Annotated in this window: 19 protein-coding genes and 1 pseudogene; 8 read left to right on the plus strand and 12 right to left on the minus strand. The window is 72.7% G+C overall.

Features of this window, described 5'->3' with window-relative positions:
- Both ABZ919_RS30515 and ABZ919_RS30520 read left to right on the plus strand, forming a co-directional pair.
- Positions 1 to 400, plus strand: a pseudogene (locus tag ABZ919_RS30515) (ABC transporter); the annotation flags it as partial.
- Positions 397 to 1,188 carry an ABC transporter permease gene (locus ABZ919_RS30520; protein ID WP_361253895.1) on the plus strand — a complete coding sequence of 264 codons (792 nt, stop codon included), beginning with the start codon at positions 397 to 399 and terminating at the stop codon, positions 1,186 to 1,188. The pseudogene ABZ919_RS30515 and the gene ABZ919_RS30520, both read left to right, overlap by 4 nt.
- A 117-nt stretch (positions 1,189 to 1,305) precedes the next feature.
- On the opposite strand, the gene ABZ919_RS30525 is transcribed toward ABZ919_RS30520, so the two are convergent.
- From ABZ919_RS30525 to ABZ919_RS30535, 3 genes are read right to left on the minus strand one after another with little or no spacing between them, the layout of a single operon-like run.
- Complete coding sequence (locus tag ABZ919_RS30525; RefSeq protein WP_361253897.1) at positions 1,306 to 2,166, minus strand: GNAT family N-acetyltransferase; 861 nt, start codon at positions 2,164 to 2,166, stop codon at positions 1,306 to 1,308.
- Between the two features lie 51 nt (positions 2,167 to 2,217).
- Positions 2,218 to 2,613 (minus strand): Zn-ribbon domain-containing OB-fold protein, encoded by a 396-nt coding sequence (locus tag ABZ919_RS30530; RefSeq protein WP_361253899.1) that lies wholly within the window; start codon positions 2,611 to 2,613, stop codon positions 2,218 to 2,220.
- Positions 2,614 to 2,644: 31 nt separating this feature from the next.
- The gene (locus tag ABZ919_RS30535) at positions 2,645 to 3,097 is read right to left on the minus strand and encodes a DoxX family membrane protein (RefSeq protein WP_361253901.1); all 453 of its coding nucleotides are present in this window, start codon (positions 3,095 to 3,097) and stop codon (positions 2,645 to 2,647) included.
- A 159-nt stretch (positions 3,098 to 3,256) separates the two neighbouring features.
- On the opposite strand from ABZ919_RS30535, the gene ABZ919_RS30540 reads away from it, so the two are divergent.
- The 3 genes from ABZ919_RS30540 to ABZ919_RS30550 all read left to right on the plus strand — a co-directional run bounded on the left by ABZ919_RS30540 (position 3,257) and on the right by ABZ919_RS30550 (position 7,550).
- On the plus strand, positions 3,257 to 4,453 hold the full coding sequence (locus ABZ919_RS30540) for an NAD(P)/FAD-dependent oxidoreductase (RefSeq protein WP_361253903.1): 1,197 nt from the start codon (positions 3,257 to 3,259) through the stop codon (positions 4,451 to 4,453).
- Between the two features lie 95 nt (positions 4,454 to 4,548).
- Complete coding sequence (locus ABZ919_RS30545) at positions 4,549 to 6,768, plus strand: acetate--CoA ligase family protein (RefSeq protein WP_361253905.1); 2,220 nt, start codon at positions 4,549 to 4,551, stop codon at positions 6,766 to 6,768.
- Positions 6,765 to 7,550, plus strand: coding sequence for an enoyl-CoA hydratase-related protein (locus ABZ919_RS30550; protein ID WP_361253907.1), 786 nt, complete (start codon positions 6,765 to 6,767; stop codon positions 7,548 to 7,550). Before ABZ919_RS30545 ends, ABZ919_RS30550 begins: the two co-directional genes overlap by 4 nt.
- Before the next feature lie 77 nt (positions 7,551 to 7,627).
- On the opposite strand, the gene ABZ919_RS30555 is transcribed toward ABZ919_RS30550, so the two are convergent.
- Positions 7,628 to 7,867, minus strand: a complete 240-nt coding sequence (locus ABZ919_RS30555) for a hypothetical protein (protein WP_361253909.1) — start codon at positions 7,865 to 7,867, stop codon at positions 7,628 to 7,630.
- 353 nt (positions 7,868 to 8,220) lie between these two features.
- Between ABZ919_RS30555 and ABZ919_RS30560 the strand changes: the two genes are divergently transcribed.
- Positions 8,221 to 8,814 carry a flavin reductase family protein gene (locus tag ABZ919_RS30560; RefSeq protein ID WP_361253911.1) on the plus strand — a complete coding sequence of 198 codons (594 nt, stop codon included), beginning with the start codon at positions 8,221 to 8,223 and terminating at the stop codon, positions 8,812 to 8,814.
- A 193-nt stretch (positions 8,815 to 9,007) separates the two neighbouring features.
- Here the strand turns inward: ABZ919_RS30560 and ABZ919_RS30565 are convergent, their stop codons facing one another.
- Positions 9,008 to 10,309, minus strand: coding sequence for an MFS transporter (locus ABZ919_RS30565; RefSeq protein ID WP_361253913.1), 1,302 nt, complete (start codon positions 10,307 to 10,309; stop codon positions 9,008 to 9,010).
- Between the two features lie 71 nt (positions 10,310 to 10,380).
- On the opposite strand from ABZ919_RS30565, the gene ABZ919_RS30570 reads away from it, so the two are divergent.
- On the plus strand, positions 10,381 to 11,376 hold the full coding sequence (locus ABZ919_RS30570) for a helix-turn-helix domain-containing protein (protein WP_361253915.1): 996 nt from the start codon (positions 10,381 to 10,383) through the stop codon (positions 11,374 to 11,376).
- Here the strand turns inward: ABZ919_RS30570 and ABZ919_RS30575 are convergent.
- The 3 genes from ABZ919_RS30575 to ABZ919_RS30585 all read right to left on the minus strand — a co-directional run bounded on the left by ABZ919_RS30575 (position 11,366) and on the right by ABZ919_RS30585 (position 14,575).
- Positions 11,366 to 12,415, minus strand: coding sequence for a Zn-dependent alcohol dehydrogenase (locus ABZ919_RS30575; protein WP_361253917.1), 1,050 nt, complete (start codon positions 12,413 to 12,415; stop codon positions 11,366 to 11,368). The two genes, ABZ919_RS30570 and ABZ919_RS30575, sit on opposite strands and share 11 nt — an antisense overlap.
- Complete coding sequence (locus tag ABZ919_RS30580; RefSeq protein ID WP_361253919.1) at positions 12,415 to 13,563, minus strand: acyl-CoA dehydrogenase family protein; 1,149 nt, start codon at positions 13,561 to 13,563, stop codon at positions 12,415 to 12,417. Before ABZ919_RS30580 ends, ABZ919_RS30575 begins: the two co-directional genes overlap by 1 nt.
- Before the next feature lie 100 nt (positions 13,564 to 13,663).
- The gene (locus ABZ919_RS30585) at positions 13,664 to 14,575 is read right to left on the minus strand and encodes an SDR family NAD(P)-dependent oxidoreductase (protein ID WP_361253921.1); all 912 of its coding nucleotides are present in this window, start codon (positions 14,573 to 14,575) and stop codon (positions 13,664 to 13,666) included.
- 86 nt (positions 14,576 to 14,661) lie between these two features.
- Here ABZ919_RS30585 and ABZ919_RS30590 point away from each other — a divergent pair, with 86 nt between their 5' ends.
- Complete coding sequence (locus ABZ919_RS30590) at positions 14,662 to 15,588, plus strand: cyclase family protein (protein WP_361253923.1); 927 nt, start codon at positions 14,662 to 14,664, stop codon at positions 15,586 to 15,588.
- 251 nt (positions 15,589 to 15,839) lie between these two features.
- Here the strand turns inward: ABZ919_RS30590 and ABZ919_RS30595 are convergent, their stop codons facing one another.
- The 4 genes from ABZ919_RS30595 to ABZ919_RS30610 form a co-directional block, all read right to left on the minus strand.
- Positions 15,840 to 16,406 carry an ATP-binding protein gene (locus ABZ919_RS30595; RefSeq protein ID WP_361254142.1) on the minus strand — a complete coding sequence of 189 codons (567 nt, stop codon included), beginning with the start codon at positions 16,404 to 16,406 and terminating at the stop codon, positions 15,840 to 15,842.
- A gap of 553 nt (positions 16,407 to 16,959) precedes the next feature.
- The gene (locus ABZ919_RS30600) at positions 16,960 to 17,859 is read right to left on the minus strand and encodes an acyl-CoA dehydrogenase family protein (protein WP_361254144.1); all 900 of its coding nucleotides are present in this window, start codon (positions 17,857 to 17,859) and stop codon (positions 16,960 to 16,962) included.
- A complete protein-coding gene (locus ABZ919_RS30605) occupies positions 17,837 to 19,012 on the minus strand; it encodes an acyl-CoA dehydrogenase (protein WP_361253925.1) in 1,176 nt (391 codons plus the stop codon). Before ABZ919_RS30605 ends, ABZ919_RS30600 begins: the two co-directional genes overlap by 23 nt.
- A complete protein-coding gene (locus tag ABZ919_RS30610) occupies positions 19,012 to 20,205 on the minus strand; it encodes an amidohydrolase family protein (protein WP_361253927.1) in 1,194 nt (397 codons plus the stop codon). Before ABZ919_RS30610 ends, ABZ919_RS30605 begins: the two co-directional genes overlap by 1 nt.
- Positions 20,206 to 20,230 lie beyond the last annotated feature (25 nt).

Here is a 20,230-nt window from a genome sequence, read left to right on the forward strand (position 1 = left end):
CTTCCTCACCACCCAGTACCTGGAGGAGGCCGACGAGCTCGCCGACCGCATCGCCGTGCTCAACGACGGCCGGATCGCCGCCGAGGGCACCGCCGAGGAGCTCAAACGGCTCATCCCCGGCGGACACGTCCGGCTCCGCTTCACCGACCCGGCCGCGTACCAGAACGCCGCCTCGGCCCTGAGCGAGGCCTCCCGGGACGACGAGGCCCTCGCACTGCAGCTCCCCAGCGACGGAAGCCAGCGCGAGCTGCGCTCCATCCTCGACTGGCTTGACTCGGTCGGCATCGAGGCCGACGAGCTGACCGTGCACACCCCCGACCTGGACGACGTGTTCTTCGCCCTGACCGGCGGCGCCGGCGTCCCCCACCAGCCCGGCCCGCCCAAGGAGACCGTCCGATGAGCTCCCTCTCCCTCGCTGTACGCGACTCGTCGACGATGCTGCGCCGCAATCTGCTGCACGCCCGGCGCTACCCGTCGCTCACGCTGAACCTGCTGCTCACCCCGATCATGCTGCTGCTGCTGTTCGTCTACGTCTTCGGCGACACCATGAGCGCGGGCATCGGCGGCGGCCACGCCGACCGCGCCAAGTACATCGCCTACATCGTGCCGGGCCTGCTGCTGATGACCATCGGCAGCACGGTGGTCGGCACCGCGGTCTCCGTCTCCAACGACATGACCGAGGGCATCATCGCCCGCTTCCGCACGATGGCGATCCACCGCGGCTCGGTGATCGTCGGGCACGTCATCAGCAGCGTGCTGCAGTCGGTCATCAGCGTGGTCCTCGTCGGCGCCGTCGGCGTGGCCATCGGCTTCCGCACCACCGACGCCACCCCCCTCGAGTGGCTCGCGGCCTTCGGACTGCTCGTGCTCTTCGCCACGGCGTTCACCTGGATCGCGGTCGGCATGGGCCTGGTCAGCCCCAACGCCGAGGCCGCCAGCAACAACGCGATGCCCCTGATCCTGCTGCCGCTCCTGTCCAGCGCCTTCGTACCCCTCCACTCGATGCCGGGCTGGTTCCAGCCGATCGCCAGGTACCAGCCGTTCACGCCCGCCATCGAGACCCTGCGCGGCCTGCTGCTCGGCACCGGGATCGGCAACAACGGATGGCTCGCCGTCGGCTGGTGCGTGGGCCTCGCGGTGCTCGGGTACTTCTGGTCGGCCTCGAAGTTCAACGCCGACCCGAAATAACCGCCGTGACAGCGGGCCGCCTCCCGCGACTCCTGCCACCCGAGGGCGGCGTACACCGGCATCCCGTCGGTGTACGCCGCCCGTTCGTGTGCGGGGAGGACGGAGCCGGTGCGGGCCTCAGCCCCCGAACCGCCACACCGTGAAGTCCGCCACCGGCCGGTATCCGATCCGCCGGTAGAGCCCGTTGCTCGTCGGGTTGGCGAGGTCGGTGAAGAGAAGGATCTCGGACACCCCGCTCTCGCGCGCGGCCCGGCTCACCTCCACCGTGGCCGCTCCCGCAAAGCCGCGTCCGCGCAGCTCCGCAGGGGTGTAGACCGGGGCGACGCGGACCTGGCCGGCGGTCTGCGGGGTGACTCCGGCCATGGCGAGCGGGGTGCCGTCGCCGGATTCCCACAGGGTGATGCCGCCGTAGGAGATACGGGCGTCGGCCCACCTTCCCGCCTCCTGCGCGACGCCCCCGGTGACCTCCTCGAACTCCTCGAACCAGCGGATCAGCAGATCCCGGTCCGCCGGGCCGGCGATCCGCGCCCGCCCCTGCGGCCGGGGCGCCGGCTCGGTCAACTCACTCAGCCGGTAGAGCCGTTGCCGCTGGTCCACGGCGACCGCCGCGCCGGTGCGCCGCTGCCAGGCCACCGCGAAGGCCTCCGTCGCCTCCTGCGCCCCAAAGACCCCGGACACCGTGCGGCCCAGCTCCGCGAACCGGACCGTCAGGGCGTCGGCCTCCTGGGAGGTGAGCGGGGTGACGTTGACGGGGAAGGGAGGGGTGTGGACCAGGGCGGCCCGTATCGTGCCGTCGTCCGCTTCCAGCAGGCCGAAGAGGGGAGCCTCGTCGCCGTACAGGTGCAGCCCGCGGCGGCGCAGCGCGTCCGTCACCGTCAGCGGCACGGTGTGCAGGGCCGGCCGGGAGCGCAGGAAGTCACCCCCTCGGGAGAGCAACTCGTCCAGGTCGTCGGTGAGATACCAGTTGTCAGGGCGCATACGCCCATGATCGGCACGTGACTCGGGGAGGAACACCGGTTTTCCCCGGGCTCAGCTGCGCGGGCGGAACACCGGCTTCCCCTCCTCGAACATCACCCGAAGTGGCATCCCGGCCCGCAGGTCCGCCGCCGCGCACTCCACCACCTGCGTCATCATCCGCGGGCCCTCCGCCAGGTCGACCACCGCGGCCACGTACGGCGTGCGCTCGCCGAAGGGCGGCAGGTCGTTGCGGTGGACCGTGGACCAGGTGTAGAGCACGGCCCGGCCGCTCGCCTCCTCCCAGGTCACCTCCTCGCTCCAGCAGTGCGGGCAGAACTCGCGGGGATAGTGGTGGGCCCGGCCGCACGCCCCGCAGCGGCGGATCAGCAGCCGGCCCTCTGCGGCGGCCTCCCAGTAGGGACGGGTGAAGGCGTCGGGCTCCGGAAGGTCGTGACGCACCCCGCCCATCAGGACCACCCGCCCAAAAGGGCCGCCGCCCTCATCCGAACCACCCCAGCCACGCGTCGATCGACCAGCTCTGCCAGGCCATCCCGAAGAAGGCGACGCACGAGACCAGCGCCATCATCGAGTTCTGGCCCTGCTCGGCCCAGTCGTGGATCATCAGGACGAAGTAGATCGCGTTCAGCAGCAGTCCGCCGAGCAGCGCGATCGGGGTCAGGAAGCCGAGGACCAGGCCGAGGCCGAGGGAGAGTTCGGCGTAGGCGACGACGTACGCCATCACCTTCGGACGGGGTTCGACCAGCGTCTCGAATCCGGTCCGCACCGGTGTCCAGCGGTGTTTCGCCGCGATGTCCGCCGCCCACGCGATGCCGCTGCCCCGCTCGAACCAGGCCTTCTTGTCCTTGTGCCGCCAGCTCTCCAGCCACCACAGCCCGAGGCCGATCCGCAGCACCGCCAGCCACTGAGCGCCGTCCAGCCATATGGAGTCCATGGATCTGACGGTACGTCAGATCACGGGGGAAGCCCACCGGTGCCGCCCTGGCTTTTCTTCACCGGCCGTTCCCCGTTTCCGTACACCCGTGATCAATCCGCAACCAATTCCGGTCTTGACCGAGACCCATCAACCGGGCGCGTGATTACGCTCGCGGACATGGCCGACTCCCGTTCCGCTTCCGCGCCGCTCTCCGCGACCCCCGCCGACCGCCCGGTGTACGTCATCGGCGCCGGTCCGGGCGGCCTGGCCGCCGCGTACGCACTGCGGGCGAGGGGCATCCGGGCGGTGGTGCTGGAGAAGGCGGACCGGGTGGGCGCCTCCTGGCACGGCCACTACGACCGCCTGCACCTGCACACCACCCGGCGGCTGTCCGCCCTGCCGGGCCTGAAGATCCCCCGGAAGTTCGGGCGCTGGGTGTCCCGGGACAACGTGGTGCGCTACCTGGAGAAGTACGCCGAGCACCACGAGCTGGAGATCGTCACCGGCGTGGAGGTCTTCCGCGTCGAGCAGGCCGGGGACGGCACCGGCTGGGTGCTGCACGCCTCCGGCGGACGCGAGCTGACCGGCAGCGCGGTGGTCGTCGCCACCGGCTACAACCACACTCCGCGCGTCCCCGACTGGCCGGGCCGCAAGGAGTACGGCGGGGAGTTCCTGCACGCCGGCTCCTACCGCAACGCCGAACCGTACGCCGGCCGGGACGTCCTGGTCGTCGGCGCCGGCAACACCGGCGCCGAGATCGCCGTGGACCTGGTGGAGGGCGGGGCCGCACGGGTGCGGCTGGCCGTCCGCACCGTCCCGCACATCGTGCGCCGCTCCACCCTCGGCTGGCCCGCCCAGTACTCGGGCGTGCTGGTACGACGGCTGCCGGTACCGCTCGTGGACCGGCTGTGCCGGGTGCAGGCGAGGATCGGCCTGCCGGATCTGTCCGCCCATGGCCTGCCCCGCCCGGACACGGGGCTGTACACCAGGGTCGGGCAGGGCGCCATCCCGGTCCAGGACGTCGGCCTGATCGACGCCGTGCGCCGGGGGAAGCTGGAGATCGTGGCCGCCGTCGAGTCCTTCGAGGACGGGAACCCCGGGAAGGTCGTCCTCGCCGACGGCAGCCGGATCTCGCCGGACGCCGTGATCGCGGCGACCGGGTACACGCGGGCGCTGGAGGATCTGGTCGGGCACCTCGGGGTGCTGGACGGGCGCGGCAGACCGGTCGTGCGCGGCGGCCGCGCGCCCGCCCAGGCGCCGGGTCTGTACTTCACCGGGTACACCAACCCGATCAGCGGGATGTTCCGGGAGATGGCGCTCGACGCCAAGAAGATCGCGAAGGCGGTGACCGGGCACCTGCGCACCCGGCGGTAACTTTGCGGCTCCGACCCGTTCCTGACAAAGCGTCAGTTCAGTAATCTGACAGCACGTCAGTTTACTTGTGCTGTCTCACAGGAGCGGGCGGACCGATGCTTGGATCAACCCACGGTACCCTCACCACCGACTCCCGCCGGGCCCGGATCATCGCCTGCGGCGAGCAGCGGCCCGGACCCGTCGTCCACGACCGGATCGACGACCTGGACGTCAGCGGCCGGCCGCTGTACGCGGACGTACCGGACCTGACCCGCTTCTTCCGGCCCGAGTCGGTCGCCGTGATCGGCGCTTCGGACGCGGAAGGGCGGCCGAACACCGGGATCACCCGGCAGCTGCTGGCGTGGGCCGACCGGGTGGGGGCCCAGGTGTATCCGGTGCATCCGACCCGCCCCTCCGTCTTCGGCGTGCCCTGCGCCGCCTCGGTCGCCGCACTTCCCGAACAGGTCGACCTGGCGGTGCTGCTGGTGGCCGATCCACTGCCGGTGATCGAGGAACTGGCCGAGGCCAAGGTGAAGTTCGCGGTCGCCTTCGCCTCCGGGTTCGCCGAGACCGGCGAGGCGGGCGCCGAGGCCCAGCGGCGGCTCACGGACGCCGTACGCCGCTCGGGCCTGCGCCTGCTCGGCCCGAACACCAACCTCAACGCCTTCGAGCAGTTCCGGGAGGACCTGACCGGACCCGCGATCGCCCTGATCACCCAGTCCGGCCACCAGGGCCGCCCCGTGTTCTCGCTCCAGGAACTGGGCATCCGGCTCTCCCACTGGGCGCCCACCGGCAACGAGGCCGACCTGGAGACCGCCGACTTCCTCTCCTGGTTCGCCGAGCGGCCCGAGGTCGGCGCCATCGCCTGTTACCTGGAGGGCCTGAAGGACGGCCGCGCCTTCCTGCTGGCCGCCGACCGGGCCGCCCGTCGCAAGGTGCCGGTGGTCGCGGTGAAGGTGGGCCGCACCGAGACCGGCGCGCGCACCGCCGCCTCGCACACCGGCAAGCTCACGGGCGCCGACGACGTGGTCGACGCGGCGATGCGCCAGTTCGGGGTGGTTCGCGTCGACGGCCTCGACGAACTCCAGGACACCGCGGCGCTGCTCGCGCGGGCGCGGGCGCCGCTGGCCGACGGGGTCGCGGTGTACTCGATCTCCGGCGGCACCGGCGCGCACGCCGCCGACCTGGCCACGGCGGCCGGACTCCGCCTCCCGCGCCTGTCCGAGGCCAAGCAGGCCGAGCTGCACCAGTGGATACCCGAGTACTTGAGCGTGGCCAACCCGGTGGACAACGGCGGCCACCCGGTGGGCGACCGGCGCGGCCGGAAGATCATCGACGCGATCCTGGCCGACCCGTCGATCGGCGTCCTGATCTGTCCGGTCACCGGCCCCTTCCCGCCCCTCAGCGACAAGCTCGTACGGGACCTGGCCGATGCGGCCGAGGAGACGGACAAGCTGGTGTGCGTGGTGTGGGGCTCGCCGGTCGGCACGGAGGCGGCGTACCGCGAGGTCCTGCTCGGCTCCTCGCGCGTGGCCACCTTCCGCACGGTGGGCAACTGCCTCAGGGCCGTCCGCGCCTGGCTGGACCACCACGCCTTCGTGAGCGAGTACCGCTCACCCTTCGACGACGCCCCGCGCACCCCCTCGCCCTCCTTCCGCAAGGCCGAGGCCCTGATGCACCCCGGCCGGCAGCTCAGCGAGCACGCCGCCAAGCAGCTGCTGCGCGCCTACGGCATCCGGGTGCCGCGCGAGCAGCTGGTGACCAGCGCGGCAGCGGCCGTACGCGCCGCCGCGCAGGTCGGCTACCCGGTGGTGATGAAGGCCTCCGGCGCCCGGATCGCCCACAAGACCGAACTCGGCCTGGTGAAGGTCGGTCTGACCTCGGCGAGCCAGGTCCGGGACGCCTACCGCGAGCTGACCGACATCGCCCGCTACGAGGGTGTCGCGCTGGACGGGATCCTGGTGTGCCAGATGGTCGAGCAGGGCGTGGAGACGGTCGTCGGGATGACGCACGACGACCTGTTCGGACCGACGGTGACGGTGGGCCTCGGCGGCATCCTGGTGGAGGTGCTGCGCGACACCGCCGTACGGGTCCCCCCGTTCGGCGAGGACCAGGCCCGCGCGATGCTCGACGAACTCCGCGGCCGGGCCCTGCTGGACGGCGTACGCGGCCGCCCGCCGGCCGACCGGGACGCGCTGGTGGAGGTGGTCCTGCGGGTCCAGCGCATGGCGCTCGAACTGGGCGAGTTCGTCTCCGAGCTGGACATCAACCCGCTGCTGGTGCTCCCGCGCGGACAGGGCGCGGTCGCGCTGGACGCGCTGGTGGTGTGCCGATGAGCGAGCTGGAGACCGAGCGGAGCGACCAGGTCGCCCACTTCACCCTCAACCGCCCCGAATCCCTCAACGCCCTCACTCCGGCCCTGAGGGACCGGCTGATCGGCCTGCTCACCGAGGCCTCGGCCGACCCGGACGTCCGGGCGGTGGTGCTGACCGGCACGGGGCGGGGCTTCTGCGCGGGAGCGGACCTGCGGGGCGGAGCGGCCTCCGGCGCCCGGCTCCCCGGCGACGTGGCCCGGATGCTGCGCCAGGGCGCCCAACGCCTGATCGCGGCCGTCCTGGACTGCGAGAAGCCGGTGATCGCCGCCGTGAACGGCACGGCGGCCGGGCTGGGCGCGCATCTGGCCCTGGCCTGCGACCTGGTCCTGGCCGCCGAGTCGGCCCGTTTCGTCGAGGTCTTCGTACGGCGGGGGCTGGTCCCGGACGGCGGCGGCGCCTACCTGCTCCCCCGGCTGCTCGGCCCGCACCGGGCGAAGGAGCTGATGTTCCTCGGCGACGCCCTCCCGGCACCGGACGCGGAACGCCTGGGCCTGGTCAACAGGGTCGTCCCCGACGCGGACCTGCCGAAGACGGCACGCGCGTGGGCGATCCGCCTGGCGTCCGGCCCCACCCGTGCCCTGGCCCTCACCAAGCACCTGGTGAACGCCTCCCTGGAGTCGGACAGACCCACCGCCTTCGCGGCGGAGGCCTGGGCCCAGGAGCTGAACATGACGACGGAGGACGCTCAGGAGGGCCTGCGGGCGTTCACGGAGCGGCGGGGGGCGCAGTTCCGGGGGCGGTGAGGGGCGGCCCCCGGCACGGTCCTGGGTGCGCAGGGCGCCCGCGTGCAGGACGCTGCCGGAGCGTACGGCGACGGACTTCAGGCACGGCCCGGGGGGGGCTCGCACCAGAGGAGCAGGCCGGTCGCGGAGACTGCGAACCCCACGCCGAAGGCCAGGGCGAAGAGACCGGCGCAGGCGAGTACCGAGCGCCACCACAGGCCCCACCGCGACCAGGAACGCGTGCGGACGCAGGCGATGCCGAGCACGGGCAGCAGGCCGAGGACCGTGAGGACCGAGGCCGTGCCGACGAACGGCCGGTGCAGGAACGCCGCCGTCACCGCGGCCCAGCAGGACGGCCGTGGCCGCCGCCGCGACCGTGCGGCAGGCCCACTCCGGCGCGCCGGACCGCCGGAGCACCGGGCGGGCCGGCAGGATCGCGGGCAGCGTCAGCGCGGCGCAGACGAGCAGGCCCAGCAACGGCAGCGGCAGCGGCAGCGCCGGCGGCGCGAGGACCGGCAGACAGGCGATCCCGGGGGCGCCGGTGCAGCCGGTCCCGTACCGGGCCTGGCCGGTCGTCCGGATCCACCACAGCAGCCAGGCCGCCGGCAGCTGCGCCGCGTCGACGGGGAGCGCCCGGGCCTTCCCCCGGGACTTCCCATCTGACGAACCGTCAGCTTCAATGGACGGTGTGATGGGACACGCAGGGGCGGCGGCCGCCGCCGTCCGGTATCTGGGGCCGGGGCCCGTGGAGCCTTTGCCACGCCCTGAGTTGCGGTGCGTGCGCGCGGACGAGCGGGCGCCGGTGGAGCCGCAGGAGTTCCGGCGGGTGCTGGGAAGCTTCGCCAGCGGCGTGACGGTGATCACGGCACCGGCCACCGCCGGCGAGCAGGGCCCGGCCGGCTTCGCCTGCCAGTCCTTCGCCTCCCTCTCCCTCGAACCACCGCTGGTCTGCTTCATGGTGGGCCGTACGTCGACCACCTGGCCGCGCATCGCCCGCGCGGGCGTCTTCTGCGTCAATGTGCTCAGCGCCGGTCAGGGCGAACTGTGCCGGGCCTTCGCGGTCAGCGGCGCGGACAAGTTCGCCGGGGTGGCCCACGACCCGGCTCCCGTGTCCGCCTCCCCCCGCCTGACCGGCGCCGCCGCCTGGATCGACTGCACCGTCCACGCCGTGCACACCGGGGGCGACCACCTCATCGTCGTCGGCCGGGTGGACGCCCTCGGCACCGCGGAGGAGCCGGGCGATCCGCTGCTCTTCCACCGGGGGCGGTTCGGGCGGCTCGCCTAGTGCTGTGACCGGAAAGGTCTGCCGGAAGGCTCGCGGCGTCCGGTGCTGGGGGCACCTCCCACGCCCTTCAGGCAGTGGGGGAGCATCGCAAGGCGGAGCATCGCCCGCGTACGGGATGTACTCGGGTGATGCGACAACGCGGCGAGGTGCCGTGCCGGGCGTCGCGAGCCGGTGAACCCTTCCGGTCGCAGCACTAGGCCGGCAGGCCCGCGGGCGCCGGGGCGCGGCGGATCACCAGCGCCATCAGCGCGGCCGCCGCGCACAGCGTGCCGGAGGCGTACCAGACGAGGTCGTAGGAGCCGAAGACGTCGCGGACGACGCCGCCGAGGTAGGCGACGAGGGCCGCGCCGACCTGGTGGGAGGCGAGCACCCAGCCGAAGACGATGGCGCTGTCCTCGCCGAACCGCTCCCGGCACAGGGCCAGGGTCGGCGGGACGGTGGCCACCCAGTCGAGGCCGTAGAAGACGATGAAGAAGAGCATCGGGGGGTGCACGGCGGGCCCCAGCAGCATGGGCAGGAAGACGAGGGAGATGCCGCGCAGGGCGTAGTACACCGCCAGCAGGCGACGCGGCTCGAAGCGGTCGGTGAACCAGCCGGAGGCGATCGTGCCGGCCACGTCGAACACACCGATGACCGCGAGCAGTGAGGCCGCCGTCGTGACGGGCATGCCGTGGTCGTGCTCGGCGGGCACGAAGTGGGTCTGGACCAGGCCGTTGGTGGAGGCACCGCAGATCGCGAAGGTCCCGGCGAGCAGCCAGAAGGTGCCCGAGCGGACGGAGGCCGACAGGACGTTCACCGTGCGGCGGGCGGCCCCCGTCACCGGCGGCGGCTTGGGCACGAACTCCCGGGCGCCGTACGGCTTCTGGCCGACGTCCGCGGGGTGGTCGCGCAGCAGGACCCAGACGAGGGGGACCACGGCCAGGGCGGCCAGGGCGACCGTCACGGCGGCCGGGCGCCAGCCGTGGTGCTCGGCCAGCCAGGACAGCACCGGCAGGAAGATCAGCTGGCCGGAGGCGGAGGCGGCGGTGAGGATGCCGCTGACCAGTCCGCGCCGCTCGGTGAACCACCGGTTGGTGACCGTCGCGGCGAAGGCCAGGGCCATGGAGCCGGTGCCCAGGCCGACCAGCAGGCCCCAGCACAGCCACAGTTGCCAGGCCGCCGTCATCCACACGGTCAACCCGGAGCCCAGCGCGATCACCGTCAGCGCGACGGCGACCACCCGGCGGATGCCGAAGCGGTCCATCAGCGCGGCGGCGAAGGGGGCGGTGAGGCCGTAGAGCGCGAGGTTGAGGGAGACGGCCGCGCCGATCGTGCCGCGCGACCAGCCGAACTCCGCGTGCAGCGGGTCGATGAGCAGGCCGGGCAGGGAACGGAAGGCGGCCGCGCCGATGATCGTGACGAAGGTGACGGCTGCGACGGACCAGGCCCGGTGCACTCGGCGGTGCCGGGCGGGCGGGGCCTGGACGGGGGCGGCGGCTGGGCTTGTCTGAGTCACGTCATCGAGGGTCCTCTTTTCTTTCCCGCGCATCGAGTGGCCCGGTGGACAGCATTCGATAGGATCGGGCCATGAGTGGTTCCGAGGAGTTCCGTCCGCACCGGGTCGTCGTCCTCGCCCTCGACGGCCTGCTCCCCTTCGAACTGGGCATCCCGCACCGCATCTTCGGCCGCCCCACGGACGCACACGGCCGGCACCTGTACGAGGTCGTGACCTGCTCGGTACGGCCGCCCGGCCCGGTCGAGACCGACGCCGACTTCGCCGTGCACGTCCCGAACGGCCCGGAGGCCCTGGCCGGCGCCGACACCGTGATCGTCCCGGCGTCCTACGAGCTCGGCCCGGTCTTCGAGGAGGGCCGGCTGACCGGCGAACTGGCGGCCGCCCTCGCCCTGATCCGCCCCGGCACCCGGCTCGCCTCCATCTGCACCGGCGGTTACGTCCTCGCCGCCGCCGGATACCTCGACGGCCGCCCGGCGACCACGCACTGGGCCGACGCCCAGCACTTCCAGCAGCTGTTCCCCCAGGTCGAGGTGGACGCGGACGTGCTGTTCGTCGACGACGGCGACGTGCTGACCTCGGCCGGTGTGGCCGCCGGGATCGACCTGTGCCTGCACATGGTGCGCCGCGACTTCGGCACGGCGGTCGCCAACGACGTCGCCCGGCGCACGGTCGTACCGCCGCACCGCGACGGCGGCCAGGCCCAGTACATCCACCGCCCCGTCCCGGACCCGCAGCTGGCCACGACGACCGCCGCGCGCGCCTGGGCGCTGGGCCGCCTCCACGAACCGATCCAGCTGCGGGACATGGCCGAGCAGGAGGCCATGTCGGTCCGCACCTTCACCCGCCGGTTCCGTGAGGAGGTCGGCGTCAGCCCCGGGCAGTGGCTCGCCCAGCAGCGCGTCCAACGCGCCCGCCACCTGCTGGAGACCACCGACCTGTCCGTCGACCAGGTGGCCCGCGAGGCGGGCTTCGGCACGGCCCAGTCGATGCGCCAGCATCTGCAGCAGGCGCTCGGAGTGACTCCGACCGCCTATCGCCGGACCTTCCGGACCGCCGTCAGAACGTGAGCACCGCCCGCGCCACCCGGCCCGCCTCGGCGTCCGCGCGGGCCTTGGCGAAGTCCTCCACCGGGTACACCGCCGTCACCAGCTCGTCGAGCAACAGGCGGCCCCGGCGGTACAGGTCGGCGTACAGGGCGATGTCCCGCTGGGGGCGCGAGGAGCCGTAGCGGCAGCCCAGGACGGACTTGTCCAGGTAGAGGGAGGAGACGAGGAAGGAGGCCTCGGCGGCGGCAGGGGGCACGCCGAGCAGGACGGCCTGTCCATGGCGGTCGAGGAGGTCGATCGCCTGCCGGATCAGCTCCACCCGGCCGACGCACTCGAAGGCGTGGTCGGCGCCCGTGGGCAGGATGTCCCGCACGCCCTCCGTCGCGGTCAGGAAGTCGGTCGCGCCGAACCGCCGGGCCGCCTCCTCCTTGGCCGGGTTGGCGTCCACGGCGACGATCGTGAGCGCCCCCGCGAGCCGCGCCCCCTGCAGCACGTTCAGCCCGATCCCGCCGGTCCCGATGACGACGACGCTGTCCCCGCGGTCCACCCGGGCCCGGTTCAGCACGGCGCCCACGCCCGTGAGCACCCCGCACCCGATCAGCGCGGCCGACTCCAGGGGGATGTCCTTCGGGATCCGGACGGCCTGCACGGCCCTGACGACCGTGCGCTCCGCGAACGCCGAGTTGGAGGCGAACTGGTGGAGCAGTCCCGTGCCCCGGGTGAAGGGCTTTTCGGGGCGCCCGATCGCCTGCCGGCACATCGTCGGCCGGCCCCGGTCGCACTCCGCGCAGGTGCCGCAGCTGGCGAGCGTGGACAGCGCCACGTGGTCGCCGGGCGCGACATGGGTGACGCCCGCGCCGACCGCTTCCACGACCCCCGCGCCCTCGTGGCCCAGCACCACCGGCACCGGGAACGGAATGGTGCCGTCCACCACGGAGAGGTCGCTGTGGCACAGTCCCGCCGCCGCGACGGCGACCAGCACCTCGCCGGGGCCCGGCTCCCTGACCGCCAGGTCGTCCACGACCTCGACCCGCTTGCCGTCGAACACCACACCACGCATCACACGGCCCCCTTGGGCTCTCTGGGCAGACCGAGCACGCGCTCGGCGATGATCGTGCGCTGGACCTGGTCCGAGCCGCCGTAGATCGTGTCGGCCCGCGAGAAGAGGAACAGGTGCTGGTCCGCGCCGAGTTCGTACGGTGCCGAGGGTGACCAGTCCGCCGGCCCCGCGGTCGCCGCCGCGCCCCGGACCTCCATCGCCAGCTCGCCCAGGCGCTGGTGCCAGCCGGCCCAGAGCAGCTTGGCCACACTGGGCGCGCCGGGGTCCGCGGAGCCGCCGAGGGTCCGCAGGGCGTGCCGGCGCATGGTCCGCAGCTCGGCCCACTGCCGCACGAGCCGCTCCCGGACGACCGGATCCCGCACGGCCCCCGTCTCCACGGCGGCCCGCACGACCCCGGCCAGCTCCCCGGCGAACCCGATCTGCTGGGCGAGGGTCGACACCCCGCGCTCGAAGCCGAGCAGGCTCATCGCCACCCGCCACCCCTGCCCCTCGCCGCCCACGAGGTGCTCGGCCCGCGCGTACGCGCCGTCGAAGAAGACCTCGTTGAAGTCGCTGGTGCCGGTCATCTGCCGGATGGGGCGGACCTCGATGCGGCCGGGCTGGTCCATGGGGACGAGCAGGAAGCCGAGCCCGTGATGGCGGCGGGAGTCCGGGTCGGTGCGGGCGAGTACGAAGCACCAGTCGGCCTCGTGGGCGAGCGAGGTCCAGATCTTCTGCCCGCTGATCCGGTACCCGTCCCCTTCCCGGACCGCCGCCATCCGCACTCCCGCCAGGTCCGAACCCGCGCCGGGCTCGCTGTAGCCCTGGCACCACAGTTCCTCGCCGGCCGCGATCGGGGGCAGGAAACGGGACTTCTGCTCCTCGGTGCCGTGCGAGACGAGGGTGGGGGCGAGCAGGTTCTCACCGATGTGCCCCGAGCGCGGCGGTGCCGGTGAGCGGGCGTACTCCTCGGCCCAGGCGACCTGCTGGGTGAGCGTGGCCGTCCGGTTCCCGTACCCCGCCTCCGGCCACCCGAGCCCTATCCAGCCCGCCGCGCCGAGGGTTCGTTCCCAGGCGCGGCGGTCTGTCCCCGGCTTGGCGTTGGCGGCCAGCCAGGCGCGCACCTCGGTGCGGAAGTTCTCGTCCTCTTGACTGAACCCGAAATCCATGGAGCACCGCCTTACTCGACGCGCCCCGAAGGGACGCGGGCAACTGCGCCGTCAACCACGACAAGCCGGCAGCCGCCGGACCACAACGCAATCCGAGCGCTCAGGCGTTCGGCCGGGAGCCAGACCGTGCCGCGGACTCCATCGCCGAGAGCCGGGACAGCATCGGCATCGGATCCACCCCCACCGACCCCGGCAGAAGCTCCGCGATCCGCTCCGGCGTCCAGGCCCCCTCCCCGTACATGGAACGGAGTTCACGCGGCTGCGCCCACACCGCGATCTTCGGCCCCGCGACCGTGTAGACCTGTCCGGTGACGCCCAGTGCAGCGGCCCGGTCGGAGAGCAGGTACACCACCAGCGCGGCCACGTCCTCCGGCTCGCCGATCTCGGCCAGCTCCATGGGGACGTTCGCCGACATCCGCGTACGGGCCACCGGCGCCACCGCGTTGGCGGTCACCCCGTACTTGTGCAGGCCGAGAGCCGCGCTGCGGACGAGGGAGATGATCCCGCCCTTGGCCGCGCTGTAGTTGGCCTGGGACACCGACCCCTGGTGATTGCCGCTGGTGAAGCCGATCAGAGTGCCGGAGCGCTGTCCGCGCATCACCGCGGACGCCGCCCGGAACACGGTGAACGTGCCCTTGAGGTGGGTGGCGAGCACGGGATCCCACTCCTCCTCGGTCATGTTGAACAGCATCCGCTCGCGCAGGATCCCGGCCACGCACACGACCCCGTCGAGGCGGCCGTACGACGACAGGGCCGTGTCGACGACCCGTTGGCCGCCCGCCATGGTGGAGATGTCGTCGGCCACCGCGACCGCCTCGCCTCCGGCCGCCTCGATCTCCTTGACGACCGCCTCGGCGACCTCACTCGTGGGCGAGGCACCGTCCATGGAGACGCCGTAGTCGTTGACGACGACCTTCGCCCCCTCGGCGGCGGCCGCCCGCGCGACCGCCCGGCCGATGCCCCGCCCGGCGCCCGTCACGGCGACGGCCTTTCCTGCCAAGAAGCTCCCCACGCCCGGCCCCTTCCCGTAGTTTCTGACGATCCGTTAGATTCTATGGCGTGCCGGACGCACGGACACAAGCCCCGGGGAGGCACCGGATGGCACTGCCGGAGGAATTCCACGAGATCGCCAAGCGCGTGAACAACTGGGGCCGTTGGGGCGCAGCCGACGAGATCGGCACCCTGAACCTGATCACCGGCGAGGTCGTCCGCGGGGCCGCCGCCTGCGTCCGCACCGGCCGGCGCGTCCCCCTCGCGCTGCCGCTGCGGCAGGACGGCGTGCAGACCGGCGTGATCCCGGGGCGGGTCAATCCGCTGCACGCGATGGTGCAGATCAACCAGGAGCTGTTCGGGCCGGGCACGGTGGCGTGCAGCGACGACGCGGTGACCATGGGGCTGCAGGCGGGCACCCACTGGGACGCGCTCCCGCATGTCTCGCACTCCGGGAAGCTGTACAACGGGCGCCCGGCGGACACGGTCACCGCACACGGGGGTGCCGGGTTCGGCGGGATCGACAAGGCGCGCCACATCGTCTCGCGCGGGGTGCTGCTGGACGTGGCACGCGCGCGTGGCGTGGAGCGGCTGGCAGGGGGCCACGCGGTCACACCGGAGGATCTGGAGCGGGCCGAGGATTTCGGCTCGGTCAGGGTCCGGGCAGGTGACGTCGTGCTGGTCCGGACCGGGCAGGTGCAGGTGTATCTCGCCGGAGACAGGCACGGGTACGGCTATCCGTCGCCGGGGCTGTCCATCCGTACACCGGAGTGGTTCCACACGCGCGACGTGGCGGCGGTCGCCAACGACACGCTCACATTTGAGATATTTCCGCCCGAGTCGGAGAACCTCTGGCTGCCCGTGCACGCCCTCGACCTGGTGGAGATGGGGATGCTGCAGGGCCAGAACTGGAATCTCGAAGAGTTGTCCACAGCCTGTGGACAAGAGGGGCGGTACGCGTTCCTGCTGTCGGCGACGCCCGAGCCGTTCGTCGGCGCGACCGGGGCACCCGTGGCACCCGTGGCCGTTCTCTGAGGAGCTGCGCCGGACCGGCCGGCGGCGCGCCTCCCCCACCGTCGCGCGCACGCGCCGCCCACCGGGTGCGACCCACACTCGACGAGGGCCGCCGGCACCCGGGCCCTCGCCGTCCCCTCGCGGCGAATCGTCGCCCACAAGCGTGTTCAGGTGGTCACGGCTCGTCAACGCCGATACGGGGATTTGTTACGTACGCCCTGTTCGCGGCACCCGCGCACGGATGCACCCCCGGCGCACCACCGCGCCGGGCCCTACACCGCCTCGAAGGCGAGACCCTCGTACGCGGACAGTCCGCCCCCATGCGCCACCGCTGCGCTCTCCGCGGCCTGTGAACAGCGGTCCAGTTCGCACCAGATGCTCTTGCCGGCACCTTCCGGGCTCCAGCCCCAGCGATCGGCCAGGCAGTCCACGAGGGCCAGACCGCGGCCGCCGGTGGCGTCACCGCCGGCGCAACGCGGCACGGGGGCGCGGGAACTGCTGTCGGCCACCTCGACGCGCACCGTGGCCGCCACGGACGCCGTGGACGGCGTGGACGGCGTGGACGGTGTGGACGGTGTGGTCGTATCGGTCGACGCGGCCCGACCCGCATCGTCCGGCTCGACCGCCTCGGCCTCGGCCGGTCCGCCGGGCAGGGAGAGCCGGAGGACGGCCGCGTGGCCGGTGTGCACCACCGCGTTGGTCACCAGCTCGGAGACGAGCAGGATCAGGATCTCGGCCAGCGGCTCGTCGGCCGCTATCCCGAGCCCGGGGAGCCGCGAGCGGGCCCACCTCCTCGCCCGTCCCACCTCCGTGGGATCGGGCCGGATCTCCAGCTGCACTTGAAGCACCTGCACCGCTCACACCATCCGAACCGGCGGACACATGTCCCCACGCCATCCGGCCGCCACGGCCGCCAGAGCCGTGACGCCGAGCACGAGAGCCACGATCGTAGCCATTTTCTGCATGGCCAGAACAACGGCCAGAGCAAGGGTCACGGACTGTGATTCCCTTGGGAGCCAGCATGGTTGACGTACAGTCACCCCAACAAGCGCTTCAGGCATATTCCAGCGCGAAGGAGTACGCGTGGGGGATACTGTGCGACGCCCGTTCGGGCAAGTCGAACAGGCGGTGGCCGAAGCTCTGACCGCCCCGCGAACAGCGAAGCGCACCGCGTGACCCGGTGCCGCCCCAGAGGCGCCGCCGGCCCGGCTCGTGCTCGCAGCCACTCGCATCCCACACAAGGTACCGGAGGGGACCCCCGACTCCGGGTCGTGACGAGCCCCGCGAAGGACACAACCAGGTATCGACGCTCCGTGAAACCGGGATGCCACGATCCGCGACATCCTGGGCCAAGGCTTGGCCGCCGGTGCAGTCCAGGGCGGAGGCGACGCCTCAGGCCAGGAGTCGCGCGGCGAGCACCTCCTCACTCTCCGTACTCCCGCCGCGACGCCAGGACCGCACCCAGGCCCGCTTCAGGTGCAGGTGCACATCCGCCTCCCAGGTGAAACCCATGCCGCCGTGCACCTGGAGGCAGTCCCGGGCGCCGCGCACGGCGGCCTCGTCGGCCAGCAGCCGGGCGGCGGCGATGTCCGCCGGGTCGCCGGTGACGGCGGCCGCGTAGACGGCGACGCGGGCGGTCTCGGCGCGCACCAGCAGGTCCGCGCACAGGTGCTTGACGGCCTGGAAGGTGCCGATCGGCTGCCCGAACTGCTCCCGGGCCCGGGCGTGTTGCACGGCCAGTTCCTGCACGCGTACGGCGGTACCGAGCTGCTCGGCGGCGGTGAGGAGGCCGGCGACCGGGTCTGCCGCGCCGCCGGCGTCCGCGGCACGGGCCCGGCCGGCCGCCGCCGGGCAGACCCGGTGCAGGGGCGTCAGGGGGTCCACCGACCGCAGCGGTACGGCTCCGGTCACCTCGCCCCGTACCACGTCCGCAGAGTCCAGCCACTCCACCAGTTCGCCGTCCGCCGCCACCACCACCCTCTCCCCCGAGGCCGCGCCGGGCACGGTCCCGGCCGCGAGGTGGGTCGCCACGAGCGGGCCGGGCAGCAGCGCCCGCCCCGCCTCCTCGAAGACCAGCACCGCCTCCGGCAGTCCCAGCCCGACCCCGCCGTCGGCCTCCGGCAGCCGCAGGGCGAAGAACCCGGCGTCCCCGAGCGCCCGCCACAGCTTCCGGTCGAGCCGCCCCGGCGCGCCGACGGCCGCCCGGAGCGCCTCCCGCCCGAAGCACCGGTCCAGCAGCTCCCGCACCCCGGCCTTCAACGCGCGCTGGTCATCGGTCAGCTGGAAACGCACGCTCATCTCCCCTTCGGGCCGGGGGCCCTTTCGGCAGACCCAGGATCCGTTCGGCCACGATGTTGCGCTGGATCTGTGAGGTGCCGGCGGCGATCGTGTACGACAGGGAGGAGAGACGGTCGAGGACCCACGGGTGGTCCAGGTCGAGGCCGTCCGGTCCGAGGACGTCGGCCGCGGCGTCGTACAGCTCCTGCCGGGCGTGGGAGTAGCGGAGCTTGAAGACCGAGCCGCCGGCGCCCGGCACCCCGCCGGTCGCCTCCGCCTCGCTCACGTTCCACTGGGTCAGCCGCCACAGCGCCCGGAACTCCGCCTCCAGACGGCCCAGCCGCCGGCGCAGCACGGGATCGTCCCAGCGGCCGTTCCCCATGGCGGCGCGGGCCAGTTCGCCCAGCACCCGGCGGCAGGCCACCACCTCACCGACGAAGGCCGTGCCGCGTTCGAAGGACAGGGTCACCATGGTCACGCGCCAGCCGTCGTTCTCCGCCCCGACCCGGTTGGCGGCAGGCACCCGGACCTCGTCCAGGAACACCTCGGCGAACTCCGCCGACCCGGCGAGCGTGCGCAGCGGCCGTACGGTGATGCCGCCGGCGTCCATGGGCAGGGCGAGCCAGGTGATGCCCCGGTGCCTCGGCGCGTCCGGGTCGGTGCGGACGAGGAGTTCGCACCAGTCGGCGACCTCGGCGTGGGAGGTCCAGATCTTGGATCCGGTGACCACGTAGTCGTCGCCGTCACGCCACGCGCGCGTGCGCAGCGCGGCGAGGTCGGAGCCCGCGCCCGGTTCGCTGAACCCCTGGCACCACACCTCCTCGCCGCGCAGGATCGGCGGCAGCCAGCGCGCCCGCTGTCCGGCGGTGCCCTCGGCGGCGACGGTGGGGCCGGCGTGCAGCAGACCCACGAAGTTCGCCCCCACGTAGGGTGCCCCCGCGCGCTCGGTCTCCTCCAGGAAGATCAGCCGGGTGGTCGGCGAGGCGTCCCAGTGGACGTCGGCGTACCCGGCGTCGTACAGCATCCGCTGCCAGCCCAGGTCGTACGCCCTGCGCGCCGGCCAGTCGCCGGGGGACGGCTTCGGCGGCAGCGTGGGCAGCACCTCGGCGAGCCACTCCCGCAGCCGGGCCCGGAACTCCTCCTCCTCCGGCGAGTTGGACAGATCCACTACCGGTCCAGGTCCAGGCCGAGCATGCGGATGGCGTTGCCCCGCATCAGCTTGTACACGGTCGCGTCGTCCAGGCCCTTCACATGGTCGAGGGCGACCTCCTTGGTGTGCGGAAAGGTCGAGTCGACGTGCGGGTAGTCCGTCTCGAAGGTGGCGTTGTCGCGGCCCACGACGTCGATCGAGGCGACACCGTGCCTGTCGCGGAAGAAGCAGCAGAAGATCTGCCGGTAGTAGTACGTCGACGGCGGCTCCGGGACCAGGTCGCGGACGCCGCCCCAGGCACGGTGTTCCTCCCACACGTCGTCGGCACGCTCCAGGGCGTACGGAATCCACCCCATCTGGCCTTCCGAGTAGGCGAGTTGGAGCCGCGGGAACTTCACCAGGACCCCGCTGAAGAGGTAGTCCATCATCGAGGCCATCGCGTTGTTGAAGCTGAGCGAGGCCTGCACGGCGGGCGGGGCGTCCGGGGAGGCCGCGGGCATCTGGGAGCTGCTGCCGATGTGCATGTTGACGACCGTTCCGGTGTCCTGGCAGACGGCGAAGAACGGGTCCCAGTAGCCGGAGTGGATGGAGGGCAGCCCGAGGTGGGTGGGGATCTCGGAGAAGGTGACCGCCCGGACGCCCCGCTCCGCGTTGCGCCGGATCTCCGCGACGGCCAGCTCCACGTCCCACAGCGGGATCAGGCACAGCGGGATCAGCCTGCCCCCGCTGTCACCGCACCACTCCTCCACCATCCAGTCGTTGTAGGCCCGTACACAGGCCAGGGCGACCTCCTTGTCGTGCGCCTCGGCGAAGGTCTGCCCGCAGAAGCGGGGGAACGTCGGGAAGCAGAGAGAGGCCTCGACGTGGTTGAGGTCCATGTCCTTCAGGCGCTCGACGGGGTCCCAGCACCCCGGGCGCATCTGTTCCCTGGTGATCCCCTCCAGCGTCATCTCGTCCCGGTCGAAGCCGACGGCGGCGATGTTGCGCTTGTACGGGAACTTCAGGTCCTCGTAGATCCACCAGTCCGTCGGCTGGCCCGCCGGGTCCATGGTGATCCGGTACTTGCCGCCGACGTAGGCCAGTTCCCCGATGCCGGCGGTCAGCGGCTTGGGCCCACGGTCCCGGTACCTGGCCGGCAGCCAGGTCCGGAAGAGATGGGCGGGCTCGATCACGTGGTCGTCGACGCTGATGATGCGGGGCAGTTCGGTCATGGCTTCCCCTCCGCGTTCCCCTCCG

Origin of the sequence: Streptomyces sp. NPDC046759, assembly GCF_040645475.1 — a bacterium.
Lineage (GTDB): Bacteria > Actinomycetota > Actinomycetes > Streptomycetales > Streptomycetaceae > Streptomyces.

Coding starts and splice junctions, on each gene's coding strand:
- ABZ919_RS30520 (WP_361253895.1), top strand. CDS start 397: ATGAGCTCCCTCTCCCTCGCTGTACGCGACTCGTCGACGATGCTGCGC.
- ABZ919_RS30525 (WP_361253897.1), bottom strand. CDS start 2,166: ATGCGCCCTGACAACTGGTATCTCACCGACGACCTGGACGAGTTGCTC.
- ABZ919_RS30530 (WP_361253899.1), bottom strand. CDS start 2,613: ATGGGCGGGGTGCGTCACGACCTTCCGGAGCCCGACGCCTTCACCCGT.
- ABZ919_RS30535 (WP_361253901.1), bottom strand. CDS start 3,097: ATGGACTCCATATGGCTGGACGGCGCTCAGTGGCTGGCGGTGCTGCGG.
- ABZ919_RS30540 (WP_361253903.1), top strand. CDS start 3,257: ATGGCCGACTCCCGTTCCGCTTCCGCGCCGCTCTCCGCGACCCCCGCC.
- ABZ919_RS30545 (WP_361253905.1), top strand. CDS start 4,549: ATGCTTGGATCAACCCACGGTACCCTCACCACCGACTCCCGCCGGGCC.
- ABZ919_RS30550 (WP_361253907.1), top strand. CDS start 6,765: ATGAGCGAGCTGGAGACCGAGCGGAGCGACCAGGTCGCCCACTTCACC.
- ABZ919_RS30560 (WP_361253911.1), top strand. CDS start 8,221: ATGGGACACGCAGGGGCGGCGGCCGCCGCCGTCCGGTATCTGGGGCCG.
- ABZ919_RS30570 (WP_361253915.1), top strand. CDS start 10,381: ATGAGTGGTTCCGAGGAGTTCCGTCCGCACCGGGTCGTCGTCCTCGCC.
- ABZ919_RS30575 (WP_361253917.1), bottom strand. CDS start 12,415: ATGCGTGGTGTGGTGTTCGACGGCAAGCGGGTCGAGGTCGTGGACGAC.
- ABZ919_RS30580 (WP_361253919.1), bottom strand. CDS start 13,563: ATGGATTTCGGGTTCAGTCAAGAGGACGAGAACTTCCGCACCGAGGTG.
- ABZ919_RS30590 (WP_361253923.1), top strand. CDS start 14,662: ATGGCACTGCCGGAGGAATTCCACGAGATCGCCAAGCGCGTGAACAAC.
- ABZ919_RS30610 (WP_361253927.1), bottom strand. CDS start 20,205: ATGACCGAACTGCCCCGCATCATCAGCGTCGACGACCACGTGATCGAG.